Genomic DNA, 18086 nt, shown 5'->3' on the forward strand with positions numbered 1-18086 from the left:
GGACTGCGAGGGCGACCCGATGGACGTCGAGAAGTCCAGCCTCGTCTTCCGCGGCGCCGACAAGCCGGCGCTGGTGCCGGACGCGGTCCCGGTCGACCTGGGCAAGGGCGACACGGCCTGAGGTAGTACGTGAGAAAGGGCGGGCGCCTACGGCGCCCGCCCTTTCGCGTTACGGCAGTGCGTAGATCCCGGGAGCGGGCGTCACGACGAGGCCGTCCTCCAGGAGGCCCGCGAGGGCGCGTTCGCGCTGGACCTGGTCGCCCCAGACAGCGTCGAGCGCATCCTTGGCGACCGGGCCGTGGCTCTCGCGCAGGACCGCGAGGAGCTTCCCGCGCACCTGCCGGTCGGTGCCCGCGTACGTCTGCGGCCGGCGCGTCGGCCCCACGGGCGCCGGCGCCCCGCTGATCAACCAGCGGCACCGCTCCGCCAGCGGGCACACCCCGCAGCGGGGCGTTCGCGCGACGCACACCACGGCGCCCAGTTCCATCAGGGCGGCGCTGACCAGTGCGGCCAGCGGCGGCTCCAGGGGCAGGAGCGACTCCACGAGAGTCAGGTCGGCGGCCGTCGTCGTCGGACCGGCGTCCGGCTCGCCGAGAACGGCACGGGCGGCCACGCGGCGGACGTTCGTGTCGACGACGGGGTGCCGCTGCCCGTAGGCGAACGCCGCCACGGCCCGCGCGGTGTACGTTCCCACGCCGGGCAGGGCGAGCAGCTCGTCGAGCACGGACGGGACCACGCCGCCGTGACGTTCGGTGATCGCCACGGCGCACTCGTGCAGGCGCAGCGCCCGGCGTGGATAGCCGAGGCGGCCCCACGCGCGGATCGCCTCACCGGGCTGGTCGGCGGCGAGCGCGGCCGGCGTGGGCCAGCGTGCCAGCCACTCGTGCCACGCCGGCGCGACCCGCACGACCGGGGTCTGCTGGAGCATCACCTCGCTGACCAGCACGCCCCACGGGGTGGTGCCGGCGCGGCGCCACGGGAGGTCGCGGGCGTTTGCGGAGTACCACTCGGCGACGACCGGCGCATAGGAGTCGAGAACATCAGGGGAAGTCATCGCCGAGGACGGTAACAAGCTGGCCAACGATCATTTCCGGCGCGGCGCGCCGCCGCGACTGTGCGCGGTCGTCCCACTAACGTGAGCCGCATCATGAGAACGACGGTCGGACCGCTTTCTCCCGCGGTGTACTGGCGGCGCCGGGCCCTGGTGGCCGGCACGGTGGCGGTTGTCGTTCTGGCGGTCGCCTACTCGTGCAGCGGCGGTGACGAGAAGGACGGTCGGCAGGGCGCCACGGGCAACAAGACGAGCGCCAGCGCCGATCCCAACGGGCAGACGCAGGGCCCGCCCGGGCCGCCGGCCGTGGTGCCGTCGGCGGGCGAGGCGACCGGTGGACCGCCCGTGGCCGGCGGCGGCAACGGTGGCAACGCCAGCGCTTCCAACCGGCCCGCCGGGGCCGGCGACCTGTGCAGCGACGCCGAGGTGCAGGTGACCGCCTCCGTGGACAAGCCGTCGGTGCGGCAGGGCGAGCACGCCCAGCTGACGCTGCGGGTCAAGAACATCTCCGGCCGCACGTGCAGCCGCGACGTCGGCGCCGACATGACGGAGCTGTGGATCGCCGACAGCAACGACGACACGAAGAAGCAGTGGTCGTCGGACCTGTGCGAAAACCGCACCGGCGAGGGGATGACGTCGTTCGCCTCCGGGCACGAGCTGCCGTTCACCGTCGACTGGAACGGCAAGATCACCTCGCAGGGCTGCGACAACCGTCCCTACCTGTCGCCCGGCACCTACCAGGTGTACGCGCGCGTCGGGACCAAGCGCAGCAACCCCACCACGCTGACCGTCACCACCTGAGCCGCGCCGGCCGCCCGAGGAAGCGGCCCGGGCTCAGACGTAGCGCTCCAGGATGGACGCCTCGGCCAGGCGGGACAGCCCCTCGCGCACGCCCCGCGCCCGGGTGTCGCCGACCCCGTCGACGGCCTGCAGGTCCTCGACGGTCGCGCCGAGCAGCCGCTGCAGGCTGCTGAAGTGGTCCACGAGCCGTTCGATGACCGGCACCGGCAGCCGCGGAACCTTTGCCAGCAGCCGGTACCCGCGCGGCGACACGGCCGCGTCGAGCGCGTCCGCGGCACCGGGGTAGCCCAACGCCTTGGCCACGGCCACCAGGTCGATCAGCTCGGTGGCGGTGAGCCCGTCCAGTTCGGCGCACGCGTCGTCGGCGTCGTGGACGCGCCGGCCGACCGGCAGGTAGTCCCGGATCACCAGGGTGCGATCGGCCTCGACGCCGGCCATGAGCTCCTCCAACTGGAGGGCCAGCAGCCGGCCGTCGGTGCCGAGTTCGACCACGTAGCCGGCGATCTCGTCGGCGATGCGGCGCACCATCTCCAGGCGCTGCACCACGGCCACGGCGTCCCGCACGGTCACGAGATCCTCGATCTCCAGCGCGGAGAGCGTGCCGGAGACCTCGTCGAGCCGCAGCTTGTAGCGTTCGAGCGTCTGCAGGGCCTGGTTGGCCTTGCTGAGGATGGACGCGGAGTCGTCGAGCACGTGCCGCTGGCCGGCGACGTACAGGCCGATGATGCGCATCGACTGGCTCACCGAGATCACCGGGAACCCGGTCTGCTTCGCCACCCGCTCGGCGGTGCGGTGCCGGGTGCCGGACTCGTCGCTGGGGATGCTGGGGTCGGGCATCAGGTGCACGGCCGCCCGCACGATCTTGGTGCCGTCGCTGGAGAGCACCACGGCACCGTCCATCTTGCACAGTTCGCGGAGGCGGGTCGCGGAGAACTCGATGTCGAGCGCGAAGCCGCTGCCGGTGCAGATGGACTCCACGACGTCGTCGTGGCCGAGCACGATGAGCGCGCCGGTGCGGCCGCGCAGGATGCGTTCGAGGCCGTCGCGCAGCGCGGTGCCGGGCGCCATCAACGCGAGGGTGGCGCGCATCGGGTCGCCGCTGCCGACGGGACTCGTCCAGACTCCGTCACCGTGGTGGTGCGGTTCGCGGTCTATCGGCACCCGCACAGTTTACGGACCGCGCGGCGTGCGGTGCTGTTGCGGGCCGCCGCGCAGCCCGTAGAGTGAGCCAGCACTCACACTGGCGGCTCGTGGGCGGGAGCGATGACCGGTCCGGGGCGGATCGAATGGCGCCGGGGAGCACCCCGGCAGGCGTTGCGGCGAGTGGCCTGGTGGGCCGTTGTGGGGGCGATCGTCTTCGGCGTCGCCCTGCTGCTGTTCGGGCCGGAGCCGGCGACGCTGGACGACGGTTCGCACAACGTGTTGGACGACGTTCCACTGTGGACGGGGTTGCTGGTACTGGCGACGCTCGCCGTGGTCGCCGTGCCCCTGTTGCGGCGCCCGGCCGTCGCCGCGGATCACTACGCGCTCCGCGTCCGCCCCGGTCCGTGGCGCACCCTCCTGTTGCCGTGGGCCGGCATATCGGAGGTCGTCGCCATCTCGTCGAACGGCATCGAGTACCTACTGATCCGCCTCGATCAGCGCTTCGCGGGCGACCGTCCCAAAGCATGGGACCAGCTCGTGCTGAAGAACGCGCGAAAGGGCATGGAGCAGGCGGCTTCCTACGACCTCGCGGTCAACCTTCGGGAATTCGCCGGCCCGCCCGCGGGCAAGGTGGCGGCGCTCGCGGCCTACGCCCCCGAGACGGTCACGCTCGAAGAACGCCTATAGGTTGTTCGCCTTTACTGCTTGTGTTCGGCGCCGGCCTGGACGGCGTAGTGCAACGCGGTGCGCACGTCGCCGACCTCCAGCACCCGCATCCCCGGCGGCAGCGAACCGGTAGCGGCCGGCCCGCACCCCGGCGGCACCAGCGCGTACCGGAACCCGAGCCGGGCGGCCTCGGCCAGCCGGCGCGGCACCGCGCCCACCCGCCGGATCTCGCCGGTCAGCCCGACCTCGCCGAGCACCACCAGATCCGGCGCCAACGGCAGCTCGTGCGCGGCCGACGCGACCGCCAACGCCATCGCCAGGTCGGCCGCCGGCTCCACCACCCGCATCCCGCCCACGGTCGCGGCGAAGACCTCCTTGTCGTGCAGGCTCAGCTTGGCGGCGCGCTGCAGCACGGCGAGCACCATGGCCAGCCGCGCCGAGTCGAGCCCGCTGACGGTGCGCCGCGGCGAACCGGCCACCACCGCACCGATCAACGCCTGCACCTCGGTCGTGAGCGCCCGCCGGCCCTCCATCGCCACGGTGATGCACGTCCCCGGAACGGCGTCCGCGTACCGCGTCAGGAAGAGCCCGGACGGGTCGGGCATGCTGGTGATGCCGCCCTCGTGCATCTCGAAGCAGCCCACCTCGTCGGCGGGCCCGAAGCGGTTCTTCAGCCCGCGCACCATCCGCAGCGACGAGTGCTTGTCGCCCTCGAACTGGAGCACCACGTCGACCAGGTGCTCCAGCGTGCGTGGACCGGCGACCTGGCCGTCCTTGGTCACGTGTCCCACGAGGATGGTGGCGATGTTGCGCTCCTTCGCGACCGCCACCAGCGCGGCGGTGACCGCGCGAACCTGCGTGACGCCGCCCGACACCCCGTCCGTGCCCGCCATCGAGAACGTCTGCACCGAGTCCAGCACCAGCAGCCCCGGCTGCACGGCGTCGATGTGCCCGAGCACCGCGGAAAGATCGGTCTCGGCGGCGAGCATGAGCCGCTCGTGCATGGCCCCGATCCGCTCGGCGCGCAGCCGCACCTGGCTCGTGGACTCCTCGCCGCTGACCACCAGCGCCGGCGTGTCCTGCCCGGCGGCCCACTGCTGCGCGACGTCCAGCAGCAGCGTCGACTTGCCCACGCCCGGCTCGCCCGCCAGCAGCACCACGGCGCCCGGCACGATCCCGCCGCCGAGCACCCGGTCGAACTCGCTCACGAACGTCGGCTTGGCCAGCGCACGCGTCGCGCTGATCTCGGCGATCGGCCGCGCCGGCTCACTCGGCCGGGTCGCGGCCAGCGAACGCAGGGCCGGCGCCGGCCCGGACGTGGCCTCGCCGACCGAACCCCACTCGAGACACTCCGGGCACCGGCCCAGCCATTTCGGCATCCGGTGCCCGCAGGCCCCGCACTCGAACGTCGCGCGGGGCGCCTTCGCTTGCTGACTCACCCGAGGACGTTAACCCGGGGGTACGACAGGAACGGCGTCAGTGCTCGCTGCCGCCCGCGCCCTCCTCCTCGTGCAGCTCCATCGGGCTGCGCGGCGGGGCGGTCATCGGGATGGCCATCGGCACCTCGGTCGTGATCGTGGTGCCGTTGTCGAAGCGGAACTGCAGCTGCAGCGAGTCGCCCGGCTTGAACGGCTTCGACAGGTTGATCACCTGCAGGAAGCGCGTCTGCGTGGGGTTGAGCACCACGAACTCGCGCGACGGGATGGAGACGTCGATCTTCGTGTTGGGCGCGGGCGGCGTGGCCGGCGAGGGCGGTGCGCTCGCGGAGGCGCCCGCCGACGCCGACGGGTTGGCCGAGCCGGAAGCACCGGCGGATGCGCCCGCCGAGGCGGACGCGCTGGCGGAGGCGGAGGGAGCGGCCGGGGCCGACGACGCGGCCGCCGCGGCCGGACCACCCAGCACGACGGTGCCGAGATCGGCCGTCACCGACACGAGCTTCACGGTGTTGTTGCCGTTGCTGGCGATGTAGACCTGCAGCGGGGCGGTGCCGCCCGCCGGGTAGCCGGCCGGGTCCTTGTACACCACCGCGAGATTGCGGATCTGGATCAGCTTGTCGGCACTGGTGACGTTGACCCCGCTGACCGGCGGCTGCTGTCCCTCGGTCTGGGTCACCTGGCCGGCGCCGCATCCCGAGGCCAGTCCGAGCGTCAGGGCGGACGCGGCCAGCAGCAACGTGCGGCGGTTCGTCGAGCGGATCACGCATACAGCGTAATAGTGGCGTCGGAGGGCCGTTCGCTTACCCCAGGACACCGCCGCCGACAAGCAGCACCACGTCCAGCACGGCCACCACCAGCACCGCCCGGAACGCCCATTGCCGCCCGCCGCGCACCAGCCCGTTCCCCCCGATGAGCAGGACCGCGACGGTCAGTGCGCCGGCGATCCAGCCGATCGGGCGCGGCGGCCCGGGCGGTCCGAACACGAGCAGGGCGGTGACCGCGGCCAGGAGCACGGCGGACGCCGCCAGCGAGCCCGTCGCGCCGAACCGGTGCGGCAGCCCGCGCACCCCCGTCCGCGCGTCGTCGGCCAGATCCGGCACGACGTTGGCGAAGTGCGCGGCGACGCCCAGCAGCGCGCCGGCGGCCGGCAGCCACCACGGCACCTCCCGACCGGCGACCAGCACCACAAAGGCCGGCAGGCACCCGAACGACACCGCGTAGGGCACCGGAGAGGCCACAGTGGACTTCAGCGGCCAGTTGTAGAGCAGGGCCGACACCAGCGCGACCACGTACACCGGCGCCGCGCGCACCGACGTGGCGAACGCCAGCGTCACGCAGGCTGCGGCGGCGATCGCCGCGCCGACGAACAGGACCCGCCGGGAGACGAGCCCCGACGGCACCGGCTTGTCGGTGCGGCCGACGGTCGCGTCGCGCGGTGCGTCGATCGCGTCGTTGCTCCAGCCCACCGCCAGCTGGCTCGTGCCGACGGTGGCGGTGACCCCGGCGACCTGCCACGCGGAGAGCCCCGCGCCCACCGCCAGCACGCCTCCGACCAGCGTCACGGCCGCCGCCGGTTCGGGGTGGCAGGCCCGCAGCAGTCCTCTGAGCACCCCGGCCTCCTCGTCGTTGGAAAGCACCCTGCCGTACGAACTGACGATCACGGAAGCGGCTCGTGTGGCTGGTGAGGCACTTTCATGTCACAGTCTGTTCCATGACCGTCACCGGCTTACCCCGCAACGACGTGCGGCAGTACGACGTGCTGGCGGGGCAGTGGTGGCTGGCGGACGGGCAGTTCGCGATGCTGCACTGGCTCGCGCGGGCACGGGCGGCGCTCATCCCACCGGCCACCCGGCCCGACGCGGTGCTCGTCGACCTGGGGTGCGGCGGCGGACTGCTCGCCCCGCACGTGGCCGGCAAGGGCTACCGGCACGTGGGGCTCGACCTGGCGGAGTCGGCCCTGCGGGTGGCCGCGCCGCACGGGCTGGCGCCGGTGCGCGCCGACGTGGCCCGGATCCCGCTCGCCGACGAGAGCGCCGACGCGGTCAGCGCCGGCGAGATCCTCGAACACGTTCGCGATCTGTCCACTGTGGTCGCCGAGGCGTGCCGGATTCTGCGCCCGGGTGGCGTTCTGGTGCTGGACACGCTCGCGCGCACGGCGGTGGCCCGGTTCGTGGCCGTCACCGTCGGCGAACGCATCCCCGGCGGTGCGCCGCCCGGCATCCACGACCCGGCGCTCTTCGTCGACCGGCGCAGGCTCGTGGCGGAGGCGGCGCGGCACGGCGTTCCGCTGCGGTTGCGCGGCATCCGACCGTCCACTGTGGGCATGGCCCGGTGGCTGGCCGGCCGGCGGGACCGGCCGGTGCGCATGATCCCGACGTGGTCGACCGCGGTGATCTTCCAGGGTCGCGGGGTCAAGCAGTGAGCGCCGTGGACATCGCCCGGCGGCTGGCCCCCCGGTTCGCCGCGCGGGCCGCGGGCTACGACGCCGCCGGCGACTTCCCGGTGGACGACTTCGCCGACCTGCGCGACGCGGGTCTCTTCGGCCTCATGGTCCCGACCCGCCTCGGCGGCCTGGGCGCCGGCTTCGCCGAGTACGCGCGGGTCGCCTACGAACTCGCCCGCGGCAACGGCGCCACCGCCCTGGTGTTCAACATGCACGCCTCGGTCACCGGCGCGCTGGCCGGCGTCCCGGACGTGATGGTCGAGGCGCTGGGTGTGCCCGAGCACTTCTTCGCCGCCCGCGACCGGATCCTCGCCGACGCCGCGGCCGGCCGCTGGTACGCCGTCGCGATGAGCGAACGCGGTGTCGGTTCGCGGCTGTCGCAGCTGTCCACCTCGTACACGCGCGAGCCGGACGGGAGCTGGCGGATCAAGGGCGCGAAGTCGTTCTGCTCCGGCGCGGGGCACAGCGACGGATATCTGGTCGCCGCACGCAGTACCGCCGACCCGTCGCTGGTGTCGCAGTTCCTGGTGCCGGCGGGTGCGCCGGGGCTGACCGTGGAGCCGACCTGGGACGCGCTCGGCATGCGGGCCACCGGCTCGCACGACGTCCACCTGGACCTGACGGTGCCCGAGGACGCGCTGGTCGGGGCCGTCGAGGGGCTGGCTCTGCTGGTCGCCCAGCTGATGCCGCACTGGATGGTCGCGAGCTACGCCGCGGTCTACGTGGGAGTCGCGCGCGCGGCCGTCGACGCGGCTGTTTCCCATTCGAGGGAACGTCGTCTCGCCGGCCTCCCGAATGTGCGTTCGCGGATCGGGCGGGCCGACGCGGCCGTGGCCGCCGCAAAGCTCACGGTCGACGAGGCCGCCCGACGGGTCGACGAGGCGCCCGGTGACGAGGAGACCAACCGCTGGGTGTGGCGGGCGAAGTACCTGGCCGGCACGACGGCGGCGGAGGTCGCCGCGAGCATGCTGGAGGCGGCCGGCACCAGCGCCACGAGACGCGGCCACCCCCTCGAACGCCTCTACCGCGACGCCCGCTGCGGTTCGCTGCAGCCGGCCACCTCCGACGTGTGCGCCGACTGGCTCGGCGTGGCCGCGCTCGGCGGCGATCCGGAGTCCGACGGCACGGCACCGCGATGGTGAGCCCGTCGCGGGCGGTCGTCGCGGGCTTCGGCATCGCGCATCCGCCGGCCGTGCGCCAGGAGGACCTGTGGCGCGGCTTCTTCGACCGGCACTACACCGGCGTGCAGCGCGGGTTCGCCAAGCGCATCTTCGAGAACGCCGGCGTCACCACCCGCCACGGCGTGATCAATCCGCTGGTGGAGGACGTGTCGGGCTGGTCCACCGGCGCCCGCATGGAACGCTACGTCGTCGAGGCCCTGCCGCTGGCCAAGGACGCGGTGGGTCGCGCGCTGGACGCCGCCGCCCTGGACCCGGCCGACGTGGGCCTGTTCGCGGTCTGTTCGTGCACCGGGTACGTGACGCCGGGGCTGGACATCCTCCTGGCCCGCGATCTCGGGATGGCGCCGCGGACGCAGCGGCTGTTCGTCGGGCACATGGGCTGCTACGCGGCGCTGCCCGGCCTCGGCGCGGCGGCCGACTACGTGACCGTGCACCGTCGGCCGGCGCTGCTGCTCTGCGCGGAACTGCCGAGCCTGCACGTCCAGCCCGCCACGCGCGACCCGCAGCAGATCATCGCGCACTCGCTCTTCTCCGACGCGGCCGTCGCCGTGGTCCTCCGCCCCTCCGCGAACGGCTACGCCCTGCGCGAGGTGTCCGCCGTCACGGACACCACGACGGCGGATCACATGACGTGGGACGTGACGGATCTCGGGTTCCGCATGGGGCTGTCCCCGAAGGTCCCCGACGCCCTGTCCAGGCACGTGGCACCCACGATCGACGCCCTGCTGGCCGGCCACGGCCTGACCCGCGCGGACATAGACGGCTGGGCCGTGCACCCCGGCGGTCCCAAGATCCTCGACGTGGTCCGCGACGAACTGGCCCTAGATGAGTCGGACCTGACGGAGTCGAGGCAGGTGCTGGCGGAGCACGGCAACTGCTCCAGCCCCACGGTCCTTCTGATCATCGAGGCCCTGGCCGCGAGGCCCACACCCCCGAGGCGCGTGTTGGCGATGGCCTTCGGCCCCGGCCTGACCCTGTACGCCGCCCTGCTGGAGAGGGTCTAGGGCCCTAGCCGAGCAGGCGCTCCAGGTCGGGCTTCAGGTCGGCGACCGGTTTGGTGGCATCCGTCACCAGCGTGATGCCCCAGTCGGAGCTGACCAGGATCAGCCACCCCTTGCGGCTGGCGCCCGGGACGCCCGGGACCGCCGCCCGCAGCGCACCCGCCGGGTCGAGCAGGAAGCGCGTGCGCACCCCGGGCGGCCCGGTGCGGCTGGCCGGCGGGCGGCTCGGGCTCGCGGACGGATCCACCGACGGAGTCGGGAACGGCGGCACCGTCACGAAGTCCGGTCCGAGCGACCCGCTGGGCGTGCTGCTGCCCGTCGGGACGGCCGAGGGCCACCCGGCATACCCCGGAGCCGTCGAACCGGACGCGGAGGCCCGCGGGTCGGGCGTCATCACGACGAGCACGTTGATCCGCGGGTCGACCGACTCGATGAGCGTGTCGACGACCCGGGTGCAGTCGCAGCCGTCCACCAGCACCACCACGGCCGGAACCTGGTCGCGCAGGCGCACCCAGTTGCCCTCGTGGTCGATCAGCGGCAGGTCGGGCAGGGTCAGCGGGCGGTCCTTGGCGGTGACGCTGTCCGGGTCGGGTGTGCCCTGCGGATAGCCGCCCGGCCACGCCACGGCGAAGAGGCTGATGAGCGTGGCGATGACGGCGATGGCCATGATCGCCAGCGGAACGCCCAGCGACGGCACCTCGCGCTTGCCGCCGGGCGCGGCGACCCTGATCCAGCGCTGCCAGCGGTAGCGGGTCTTCTCGCGCTTGAGCTCCTTGCGGACCTCGGCCGCCTCGGCGTCGAGTGCGGAGGCGTCGTCGGGGATGACGATGCGGCCCCACTCGGGAGGAAGTTCGGGGACGCCGTCCGACGCGCCGCCGCCGTTTGGCGGCTGCTCGTCGCCGTTGCCGCCCCGCAGCGTGCCCATCTACCCGACTCCTCGCGCCCGCGTCCAGTGTCTGGCACCGCGCCGACAAGTGCCAGTGGCGGAGCCGGTCGCGCGGGTTGTCACGTGCCCGCGGGGACGGGCGAACGGCCGACCCCGATCGTCCACCGTGACTCTACGTGTCCTTTCCGCATGTGCGTGTGCGCTGGTCAGACGTGTCGCGGCCCCGTGCCGGACCCCCATACGCTACCGCTGTCCAGCCCCGTGATGCAGGTCCGGCGCGACCTGTCAAGCGGGAGAAAGGCGACTCGCACCTACCCTGACCTGCGGTAATGCTGCCGCTCAGGGTGGGAATCGGAGCCCATCCCGTGTTACCCTGGTGGGAGCGAAAGGGGTTTCGAACCTATGGTTTTCAGTGTCGGCGAGACCGTTGTCTACCCCCACCACGGGGCCGCACTCATCGAGGCAATCGAGACCCGGGTCGTCAAGGGCGAGGAGAAACTGTACCTCGTTCTCAGGGTCGCTCAGGGTGACCTGACGGTGCGGGTGCCCGCCGAAAACGCCGAGATCGTCGGTGTGCGTGAAGTCGTGGGCGAGGAAGGCCTGACCAAGGTCTTCGACGTTCTGCGTGCTCCCCACACCGAGGAGCCGACCAACTGGTCGCGGCGGTACAAGGCCAATCTCGAGAAGCTCGCCTCGGGTAACCCGCTCAAGGTCGCCGAGGTCGTTCGTGACCTGTGGCGTCGTGAGCGTGAGCGCGGCCTGTCGGCAGGAGAGAAGCGGATGCTCGCCAAGGCGCGAGACATTTTGGTCGGCGAGGTGGCGCTCGCCGAAAAGAGCACCAAGGACGAGGCGGAAGTCCTGCTCGACAAGGTGTTGACGGAAGCCTGACCGCAGCTTCCAAACCGACCGAGGACCGCGACGTGACCGCGCATTCCGTGCGTGATGACGTCGCGGTCCTCGTTCCGGCTGCGGGCATGGGAGTCCGGCTGGGGCCGGGTGCCCCGAAGGCGCTCCGCACGCTGGCCGGTGAGCCGTTGCTCGTTCATGCGGTGCGGCGCGTGGCTGCGGCCCCCTCGGTGGGGCGCATCGTCGTCGCGGCTCCCCCCGACGACGTCGAATCTGTGGTGGCGCTGTTGCGCCCGGTCGCTCACGTCGTCGTCGTGCCCGGCGGTGCCACGCGTCAAACCTCGGTTTCCCTGGCGCTCGACGCCGTGGGGGAGGCGTTCCCGATCGTGCTCGTGCACGATGCCGCGCGGGCCCTCGCACCCGTCGAACTGATCGAACGCGTGGCCGCCGCCGTTCGGGACGGCCACGAGGCCGTGGTGCCCGTTCTGCCGGTGGTCGACACGATCAAGCAGGTGGACGCCGACGGGCGGGTCGCCGGCACGGTCGACCGCTCGGTGCTGCGCTCGGTGCAGACGCCGCAGGGGTTCAGCCGGGAGACGCTGGTCAGGGCGCACGCAGCAGCCGTCGACGAGCACACCGACGACGCGGGCATGTGCGAGAAGATCGGCGTCGCGGTGTGGACCGTTCCCGGGGACGAGCGGGCGCTGAAGATCACCAGGCCGCTCGACCTGGAGATCGCGTGCCTCCTACTTGACCTTGGTTAGCGACACCCGCGGGTGGCGGCGCCACACCAGGTAGGTGCCGATCGTGCCGCCGATCCCCAGGATGACCACGGCGGTGCCGGCGATCTTCGTGCCGAGCCAGTTCTGGTGGACGGTGGCGGAGCCGAGGGCCGCGTACGCCAGCGTCGCCGGCAGTGCCCCCAGGATCGTTCCCGTGATGAACTGGCGGGCCCGCACGGAGGTCGTCCCGAACGCGTAGTTGGAGACCGCGAACGGAATCATCGGGATCATGCGGCTCACCACGACCGCCCAGACCCCGTGCCGGGCCACCCACGCCTCGATGAGCGCCAGCCGGCCGCGCAGCCGCATGGCGACGTAGCCCCGGCCGAGGAACCGCCCCACGACGTACGCCATCGTCGCGCCGGCCGTGACGCCGAGCAGCACGTACGCCGAACCGCTCCACGTGCCGAAGATCGCCCCGCCGACCAGCGCCAGCAGCGTCCGCGGCACCATCGCGGCCACCAGTACCGCGCTGCCGACCACCACGGCCAGCGGCGCGAACACCGTGCTCGAGCGCAGCGTCAGCAGGAGGGCGTCCTTGTCCGGCCCCGCCGCGAGCGCACCGCCGAAGAGGGCGATCACCAGCGCCACCAGCGCGGCGAAGCGCAGCCCGTGCGCCGTCGGCCGGGCCGCTAACACCCTGCGCATCCGCGATGTCGACGCAGAGACGGAACCGCCCGCCCCGGACTCGGGGTGGGCGGAGGCGTTCTCGTGAGCGCACGGCTCGGTATGCGGGGCTCCGGGCACGCCGACAAGAGTAGGCAACCCGCGCTCCAACCCAAAACCCCCGGGAGTGGCGAATCGGGTGCAGTAGATTGCCGTCTCGTGATCGTTCCGGTTGTCGGTGTGGGGACAGACGTGCACGCGTTCGAGGCCGGACGCGAGTGCTGGGTCGCCGGTCTGCACTGGCCGGGCGTCGACGGGCTCGCCGGTCACTCCGACGGCGACGTCGTCGCGCACGCCGCCTGCGACGCCCTGTTCAGCGCCGCCGGGCTGGGCGATCTCGGTGCCAACTTCGGCACCTCGCGCCCCGAGTGGTCCGGCGCCGCCGGGGTGGCGCTGCTGGCCGAGGCCGCCCGCCTGGTCCGCGCCGCCGGTTTTTCCATCGGGAACGTCTCCGTACAGGTCGTCGGCGTCGCCCCCAAGGTGGGCACGCGCCGTGCCGAGGCCGAGCGGGTCCTCGGCGCGGCGACGGGTGCGCTCTTCCGGCTGAGCGGCACGACGACGGACGGCCTGGGGTTCACCGGCCGCGGTGAGGGTCTGGCCGCCGTCGCCGTCGCACTGGTCTACCCGGCAGAGCCTTCTCCGCCGGCGGAGCGCCCGGCCCAGGTCCAGGCGTAGCCCGGATCCTCGACGGAGATCGCCGGCTCGCACAGGTCCAGCGGCCGGAACGTGTCCACCATGACGGCCAGTTCGTCGAAGAACTCCGCGCCGATGGCCCGCTCGGCGGCACCCGGCTGCGGCCCGTGCGTGAACCCCGACGGGTGCAGCGAGATCGAGCCCTGTTCGATGCCGGAGCCGCGCCGCGCCTCGTAGTTGCCGCCGCAGTAGAACATCACCTCGTCGGAGTCGACGTTGTGGTGGTTGTACGGCACCGGGATCGCCAGCGGGTGGTAGTCCACCTTCCGCGGCACGAACGAGCAGATGACGAAGTTCGGTCCCTGGAACGTCTGGTGCGCCGGCGGCGGCTGGTGCACCCGCCCCGTGATCGGTTCGAAGTCGGCCACGTTGAACGCCCACGGGTACTGGTGCCCGTCCCAGCCCACCACGTCGAACGGGTGATTCGCGTACGTGAACTTCGTCCAGCCGCGCCGGTGCTGCACGTACACCTCGACGTCGGTGCCCTCCGCCAGCAGCGGCTCGGTGGGGCCGCGCAGGTCGCGTTCGCAGTACGGCGAGTGTTCGAGGAACTGGCCGCGCGTGCTGAGGTAGCGCTTGGGCGGGCCGATGTGACCGGTGGCCTCGATCGCGTACAGGCGCACCGGCCCGTCGGGAACGATCCGGTACACGGTCGACGTCGGGATGATCACGTAGTCGCCCTGGCCCGCGCGAAGCGCCCCGAACACCGTCTCGAACGTCGCGTTGCCGGCCTCGACGTAGACGCACTCGTCGCCGACGGCGTTGCGGTAGAGCGCGGAGGGGCGTTCGGCGACCACGTAGGAGATGCGGCAGTCGTCGTTGGCGAGCAGGTGCTGGCGGTCCAGGATCGGATCGGCGTCCGGTCCGGCGTCCAGCTTGTGGGTGCGGAAGTGGCGGGGTTTCAGCGGTCTGTTCGGCACCCGCGTCCACGCCGGAGCGTCGTACTCCTCGGACGCCATGATCGCGGTCGGCAGGTAGCGGTGGTAGAGAAGCGAAGAATCGCTGGAGAAGCCCTCCTGGCCCATCAGTTCCTCCGCGTAAAGGGAACCGTCGGGCTGCCGGAACTGAGTGTGCCTTTTGGGCGGGAACTCCCCTACCTGACGGTAGTAGGGCATCTGAGCCTCCTGAAATACGGCATTCTTGTCCGCATTTAGAGCGTCCGTTAGGTTGCTGAACGTGTCAAACAGCGTGCCGCCGCTGCTCGTCGGACTTCTCGACGACGCCGCCATGTTCCCCCCGGGCAGCGCGTCGCTGACTGATGCCCTGGCCACGCACCGTTTGCACCGGGCGGCGTGGTACTCCCAACTGGTCGGCCCCCTCATGATCCCCGCCGAAGACGTCGGCAGCCTCTGGTCGCGGTTACGCGAATCGATCGGTGGGGGTGAATCCGAGCGGCTCTCCGTCGGACTGCTCGGCCCGTTGCCCGTCGTCGCCGGTGCGCTCGCCGCCGCCGGTGGCGCGCTCGACGTTCGGGTGATCGAGTCGCCGATCGCCAAGCGGGGCGAGGACCCGATGCCCGGGGTGCGGTCGTTCCTCAAAGTGGCGGGCACGCTGAACGCGTACGCGGAGGTGCCGCTGACCTGGGGACTGCTCGGTGCCCTCGACGCCCTCGCCGAGGCGCGGGCCGCCGGGCAGAACATCGGGCCCAAGTTCCGCACCGGCGGGCTCGCCGCGGAGCTCTTCCCCACCCCGGTCGAACTGGCCGCCGTCATCTGCGCCTGCCGCGACCGGGACCTGCCGTTCAAGTTGACCGCGGGGCTGCACCACGCGCTGCGGCACACCGACCCGGAGACCGGGTTCCTGCACCACGGGTTCCTCAACGTGCTCGCCGGTGCGATCGCCGCGGCGGACGGGGCGGAGGCGGCGGACGTGGCCGAGGTGCTCGCGAGCACGGACGCGGTGCCCCTGGTGGAGACGGTGCGGCTGCGCCTGGACGACAAGCGGCCCCTGTGGGTCGGGTACGGCACGTGCAGCGTGGGGGAGCCGCTGTCCGACATGCGCCGCCTGGGGCTCCTGCCGGGGAGGGTCGGGTAGCCGGTGTACGGACTGGACAACCTGCCGTTCGGGGCCGCCGAGGGGCGGCTGTGGGTGCGCTACGGGGACGGGGCGCTGGACCTGTCGGCCGCCGCCGCACGCGGTGCGGTGGACGAACGGCTGGCCGCCTCGACGCTGAACCCGTTCCTGGCCGGTGGCCGTCCACTGTGGACATCCACCCGCGCGGCGCTGAGGAAGCTCGAGTTCACCAACCTCACGCCCGTCGACGAGCTGAGCATGACGCTGCCGTTCGAGGTCGCGGACTACGTGGACTTCTACTCCTCGGAGCAGCACGCGATCAACGCGAGCCGGATCCTGCGCCCGAACAGCCCGGGCATCACCCCGAACTGGAAACACCTGCCGATCGGCTACCACGGCCGTTCCGGCAGCGTCGTCGTCTCCGGCACCGACATCGTGCGCCCGCACGGCCAGTGGCGCGACCCCGACGGCGTGCCCGAGTACGGGCCCACCCGGCGGCTGGACGTCGAGTGCGAGGTCGGCTTCGTGGTGGGCGTCCCGTCCGACGGGCCCGTCCCGACGGCGGCGTTCCGGGAGCACGTGTTCGGCGTGGTGCTGCTCAACGACTGGTCGGCCCGGGACATCCAGGCGTGGGAGATGGCGCCGCTCGGGCCGTTCCTGGGGAAGTCGTTCGCGACGTCGATCTCGCCGTGGGTGGTGCCGCTGGACGCGCTGGAGGCCGCCCGGATCACGGCCCCCGCCCAGGACCCGCCCGTCCTGCCGTACCTGCGCGACGACCGGACCGGCTACGACCTGCGGCTGACCCTCGAGGTGAACGGCACCGTGCTCACCCGGCCACCGTTCCACCAAATGTATTGGACGGCGGCACAGCAACTGGCGCACATGACGGTGAACGGCGCGAACGTCCGCACCGGGGATCTCTACGCCTCCGGGACGGTTTCCGGCAGCGACCCGGACGAACTCGGGTGCCTGCTGGAGTTGTACCGCAACACCCGCTACCTGGCCGACGGGGACACCGTCACCATCAGCGCGACCGCGCCCGGGCCGGACGGATCCGTCATCGGGCTCGGGGAGGTGTCCGGGACGATCAGGCCGGCGCGCTAGCATCGCGACTGCGATGGTCTCCTTCTCCCGCCCGTCCCGCTGGCCCCGCTGGGCGCGCTTCCTGGTGAGCGCGCTCGCCGTCGTCACCATGCTGACCGCCACCGGCGTCGTCGGCTACCGCGTCCTGGCCCCGGCCGACACGGTCGTGCCCGCCTCCTCGCCCTATCCCGAACGCGCGGTCGCCACCTCGCAGCGCTACGGCGAGCTGACCTCGGCGCCGCTGATCGTCGACGGCCGGCTGCGGGTCTACGCCGATCCGCGCCGCGTGTGGGCCGACGCGCAGGTCACCTCCCGCACCGAGCAGACGCCGTACTGGACGTTCCGGCGGTGGCCGGCGCAGGTGGCGGGCGTCGTGGCGCTGGAAGGGAAGTTCGAGGGCGTCGCGCTGGTGATCGTGAAGTTCTCCGACGGGGTCGTCGTGGCGCTCAACCCGCGCACCGGACGGGTCGCCTGGCAGGCCGAGACGAAGGCCGGGGCGCGGGACACGTTCACCGGGCGGCGCACCGGGGCGGCCACCGTGTACGAGCCCGCCGGGCTGTTCACCGCGCGGTCCAGCAAGGACGGAGCCGCCGTGCTCGTCGTCGCCGGCGGGGACGAGGCGATCGGCTTCGACCCGTGGTCCGGCGAACGGCTGTGGTTCCAGAGCTTCCCGGAGAACCCGGGCTGCCACGAGACCGACTGGACGGGTGAGACGACGTACGTCGTGAAGGACTCGTGCGCGGCACCGGCCGAGCTCACGGTCTACGACGCGGCGAGCGGCATGCGGCTCGGCCAGTGGAAGCCGCCCGGGGCGCTGTCCGGCCCGGCCGAGGAGGCGAACTGGTTCGTCCAGCCGGTGTCGTGCTTCCGGGGCTACTCGCGCTGTTCCCTGATCCGGGCGGCACCGGTGTCGCAGGTCGTCTCCGCCGTGGAGAAGTTCGAGTCGCCGGAGTCGGGCAGGACGGCGTCGATCTGGCGGCTCAACAACGACGGCAGCGTCGAGGCGGAGAAGTTCGCGCAGGCGGACAACCCGTTCCTGCTGAGCGGGTCGCTGATCGAGACCGAGGTCAGCGGCATCGTCCGTTCGGTCGACCGGGCCAGCGGCGACGTGCAGTGGCGCAGCAAGTCCGCCGTCATGCGGCTGGTCCACGTCGACGTCAACGGCGTGTACGTGATCACGCCCGACTTCCGGTTCGTGGTGCTGCACCCGGCGACCGGGGTGGAGCTGTCCCGCACGGACCTGCGCAAGGACCCGGGCGAGCTGTGGAAGGTCGGGCACGTGCACGTGGCGGGCCGGTTCGTGGCGGTGGAACGGATCACCGGCGCCAAGGAGACGGCGTCGGACGACCGCTACTACACGGGTCCGACGCCGGTCGTGATGGCGGGCGTCTAGTC

At 72.4% G+C, this 18086-nt stretch carries 19 protein-coding genes; 11 read left to right on the plus strand and 8 right to left on the minus strand.

The genetic code is table 11. The features are described from left to right. Positions 1 to 169: 169 nt before the first annotated feature. Positions 170 to 1054 (minus strand): iron-sulfur binding domain-containing protein, encoded by an 885-nt coding sequence (locus tag Val02_RS40545; protein WP_203904660.1) that lies wholly within the window; start codon positions 1052 to 1054, stop codon positions 170 to 172. 93 nt (positions 1055 to 1147) lie between these two features. On the opposite strand from Val02_RS40545, the gene Val02_RS40550 reads away from it, so the two are divergent. Then, positions 1148 to 1852, plus strand: coding sequence for a hypothetical protein (locus Val02_RS40550; protein WP_203904661.1), 705 nt, complete (start codon positions 1148 to 1150; stop codon positions 1850 to 1852). A gap of 33 nt (positions 1853 to 1885) precedes the next feature. On the opposite strand, the gene disA is transcribed toward Val02_RS40550, so the two are convergent. Continuing rightward, positions 1886 to 2941, minus strand: coding sequence for a DNA integrity scanning diadenylate cyclase DisA (gene disA / locus Val02_RS40555; RefSeq protein WP_203904752.1), 1056 nt, complete (start codon positions 2939 to 2941; stop codon positions 1886 to 1888). A gap of 252 nt (positions 2942 to 3193) precedes the next feature. Here disA and Val02_RS40560 point away from each other — a divergent pair, with 252 nt between their 5' ends. Then, positions 3194 to 3682 carry a hypothetical protein gene (locus tag Val02_RS40560; protein ID WP_203904662.1) on the plus strand — a complete coding sequence of 163 codons (489 nt, stop codon included), beginning with the start codon at positions 3194 to 3196 and terminating at the stop codon, positions 3680 to 3682. Positions 3683 to 3693: 11 nt separating this feature from the next. Here Val02_RS40560 and radA read toward each other — a convergent pair whose 3' ends face one another. From radA to Val02_RS40575, 3 genes are read right to left on the minus strand one after another with little or no spacing between them, the layout of a single operon-like run. Further along, positions 3694 to 5100 carry a DNA repair protein RadA gene (gene radA, locus Val02_RS40565; protein ID WP_203904663.1) on the minus strand — a complete coding sequence of 469 codons (1407 nt, stop codon included), beginning with the start codon at positions 5098 to 5100 and terminating at the stop codon, positions 3694 to 3696. A gap of 37 nt (positions 5101 to 5137) precedes the next feature. Next, complete coding sequence (locus Val02_RS40570) at positions 5138 to 5860, minus strand: hypothetical protein (protein WP_203904664.1); 723 nt, start codon at positions 5858 to 5860, stop codon at positions 5138 to 5140. A 37-nt stretch (positions 5861 to 5897) separates the two neighbouring features. Further along, positions 5898 to 6758, minus strand: coding sequence for a UbiA family prenyltransferase (locus tag Val02_RS40575; protein WP_203904665.1), 861 nt, complete (start codon positions 6756 to 6758; stop codon positions 5898 to 5900). Between the two features lie 50 nt (positions 6759 to 6808). On the opposite strand from Val02_RS40575, the gene Val02_RS40580 reads away from it, so the two are divergent. From Val02_RS40580 to Val02_RS40590, 3 genes are read left to right on the plus strand one after another with little or no spacing between them, the layout of a single operon-like run. Beyond that, on the plus strand, positions 6809 to 7519 hold the full coding sequence (locus tag Val02_RS40580; RefSeq protein WP_203904666.1) for a methyltransferase domain-containing protein: 711 nt from the start codon (positions 6809 to 6811) through the stop codon (positions 7517 to 7519). Continuing rightward, positions 7516 to 8682, plus strand: coding sequence for an acyl-CoA dehydrogenase family protein (locus Val02_RS40585; protein ID WP_203904667.1), 1167 nt, complete (start codon positions 7516 to 7518; stop codon positions 8680 to 8682). The genes Val02_RS40580 and Val02_RS40585 overlap by 4 nt, the downstream gene beginning before the upstream one ends. Continuing rightward, a complete protein-coding gene (locus Val02_RS40590) occupies positions 8676 to 9725 on the plus strand; it encodes a type III polyketide synthase (protein WP_203904668.1) in 1050 nt (349 codons plus the stop codon). The genes Val02_RS40585 and Val02_RS40590 overlap by 7 nt, the downstream gene beginning before the upstream one ends. A gap of 4 nt (positions 9726 to 9729) precedes the next feature. Here the strand turns inward: Val02_RS40590 and Val02_RS40595 are convergent, their stop codons facing one another. After that, positions 9730 to 10647: a serine/threonine-protein kinase gene (locus Val02_RS40595; RefSeq protein ID WP_203904669.1), complete on the minus strand. Its 918-nt coding sequence runs from the start codon at positions 10645 to 10647 to the stop codon at positions 9730 to 9732. A 363-nt stretch (positions 10648 to 11010) separates the two neighbouring features. Between Val02_RS40595 and Val02_RS40600 the strand changes: the two genes are divergently transcribed. Both Val02_RS40600 and ispD read left to right on the plus strand, forming a co-directional pair. Beyond that, complete coding sequence (locus Val02_RS40600) at positions 11011 to 11496, plus strand: CarD family transcriptional regulator (RefSeq protein WP_203904670.1); 486 nt, start codon at positions 11011 to 11013, stop codon at positions 11494 to 11496. Positions 11497 to 11528: 32 nt separating this feature from the next. Beyond that, positions 11529 to 12218: a 2-C-methyl-D-erythritol 4-phosphate cytidylyltransferase gene (ispD, locus tag Val02_RS40605; protein ID WP_203904671.1), complete on the plus strand. Its 690-nt coding sequence runs from the start codon at positions 11529 to 11531 to the stop codon at positions 12216 to 12218. On the opposite strand, the gene Val02_RS40610 is transcribed toward ispD, so the two are convergent. Then, a complete protein-coding gene (locus Val02_RS40610) occupies positions 12201 to 12884 on the minus strand; it encodes a TVP38/TMEM64 family protein (protein ID WP_203904672.1) in 684 nt (227 codons plus the stop codon). The two genes, ispD and Val02_RS40610, sit on opposite strands and share 18 nt — an antisense overlap. A 177-nt stretch (positions 12885 to 13061) precedes the next feature. On the opposite strand from Val02_RS40610, the gene ispF reads away from it, so the two are divergent. Further along, the gene (ispF, locus tag Val02_RS40615) at positions 13062 to 13577 is read left to right on the plus strand and encodes a 2-C-methyl-D-erythritol 2,4-cyclodiphosphate synthase (protein ID WP_239153710.1); all 516 of its coding nucleotides are present in this window, start codon (positions 13062 to 13064) and stop codon (positions 13575 to 13577) included. Here the strand turns inward: ispF and Val02_RS40620 are convergent. Further along, on the minus strand, positions 13523 to 14710 hold the full coding sequence (locus Val02_RS40620; RefSeq protein WP_203904673.1) for a homogentisate 1,2-dioxygenase: 1188 nt from the start codon (positions 14708 to 14710) through the stop codon (positions 13523 to 13525). The genes ispF and Val02_RS40620 overlap by 55 nt on opposite strands. A 61-nt stretch (positions 14711 to 14771) precedes the next feature. On the opposite strand from Val02_RS40620, the gene Val02_RS40625 reads away from it, so the two are divergent. Genes Val02_RS40625 through Val02_RS40635 form a run of 3 tightly spaced genes read left to right on the plus strand, consistent with a single transcriptional unit; the run spans position 14772 to position 18084 of the window. Next, a complete protein-coding gene (locus Val02_RS40625; RefSeq protein ID WP_203904674.1) occupies positions 14772 to 15629 on the plus strand; it encodes a hypothetical protein in 858 nt (285 codons plus the stop codon). 3 nt (positions 15630 to 15632) lie between these two features. Next, positions 15633 to 16712, plus strand: a complete 1080-nt coding sequence (locus tag Val02_RS40630; protein WP_239153711.1) for a fumarylacetoacetate hydrolase family protein — start codon at positions 15633 to 15635, stop codon at positions 16710 to 16712. Between the two features lie 13 nt (positions 16713 to 16725). Next, positions 16726 to 18084, plus strand: a complete 1359-nt coding sequence (locus Val02_RS40635; protein WP_203904675.1) for an outer membrane protein assembly factor BamB family protein — start codon at positions 16726 to 16728, stop codon at positions 18082 to 18084. The last annotated feature ends 2 nt before the right edge of the window (positions 18085 to 18086 follow it).

It is taken from the genome of Virgisporangium aliadipatigenens (assembly GCF_016863615.1).
Classification (GTDB): Bacteria; Actinomycetota; Actinomycetes; order Mycobacteriales; family Micromonosporaceae; genus Virgisporangium; species Virgisporangium aliadipatigenens.

Excerpts from the sequence above, each read along its gene's own strand:
- Val02_RS40545 (WP_203904660.1), bottom strand. The coding sequence starts at position 1,054 with ATGACTTCCCCTGATGTTCTCGACTCCTATGCGCCGGTCGTCGCCGAG.
- Val02_RS40550 (WP_203904661.1), top strand. The coding sequence starts at position 1,148 with ATGAGAACGACGGTCGGACCGCTTTCTCCCGCGGTGTACTGGCGGCGC.
- disA (WP_203904752.1), bottom strand. The coding sequence starts at position 2,941 with ATGCGCGCCACCCTCGCGTTGATGGCGCCCGGCACCGCGCTGCGCGAC.
- Val02_RS40580 (WP_203904666.1), top strand. The coding sequence starts at position 6,809 with ATGACCGTCACCGGCTTACCCCGCAACGACGTGCGGCAGTACGACGTG.
- Val02_RS40590 (WP_203904668.1), top strand. The coding sequence starts at position 8,676 with ATGGTGAGCCCGTCGCGGGCGGTCGTCGCGGGCTTCGGCATCGCGCAT.
- Val02_RS40595 (WP_203904669.1), bottom strand. The coding sequence starts at position 10,647 with ATGGGCACGCTGCGGGGCGGCAACGGCGACGAGCAGCCGCCAAACGGC.
- Val02_RS40600 (WP_203904670.1), top strand. The coding sequence starts at position 11,011 with ATGGTTTTCAGTGTCGGCGAGACCGTTGTCTACCCCCACCACGGGGCC.
- Val02_RS40610 (WP_203904672.1), bottom strand. The coding sequence starts at position 12,884 with ATGCGCAGGGTGTTAGCGGCCCGGCCGACGGCGCACGGGCTGCGCTTC.
- Val02_RS40620 (WP_203904673.1), bottom strand. The coding sequence starts at position 14,710 with ATGCCCTACTACCGTCAGGTAGGGGAGTTCCCGCCCAAAAGGCACACT.
- Val02_RS40635 (WP_203904675.1), top strand. The coding sequence starts at position 16,726 with ATGGTCTCCTTCTCCCGCCCGTCCCGCTGGCCCCGCTGGGCGCGCTTC.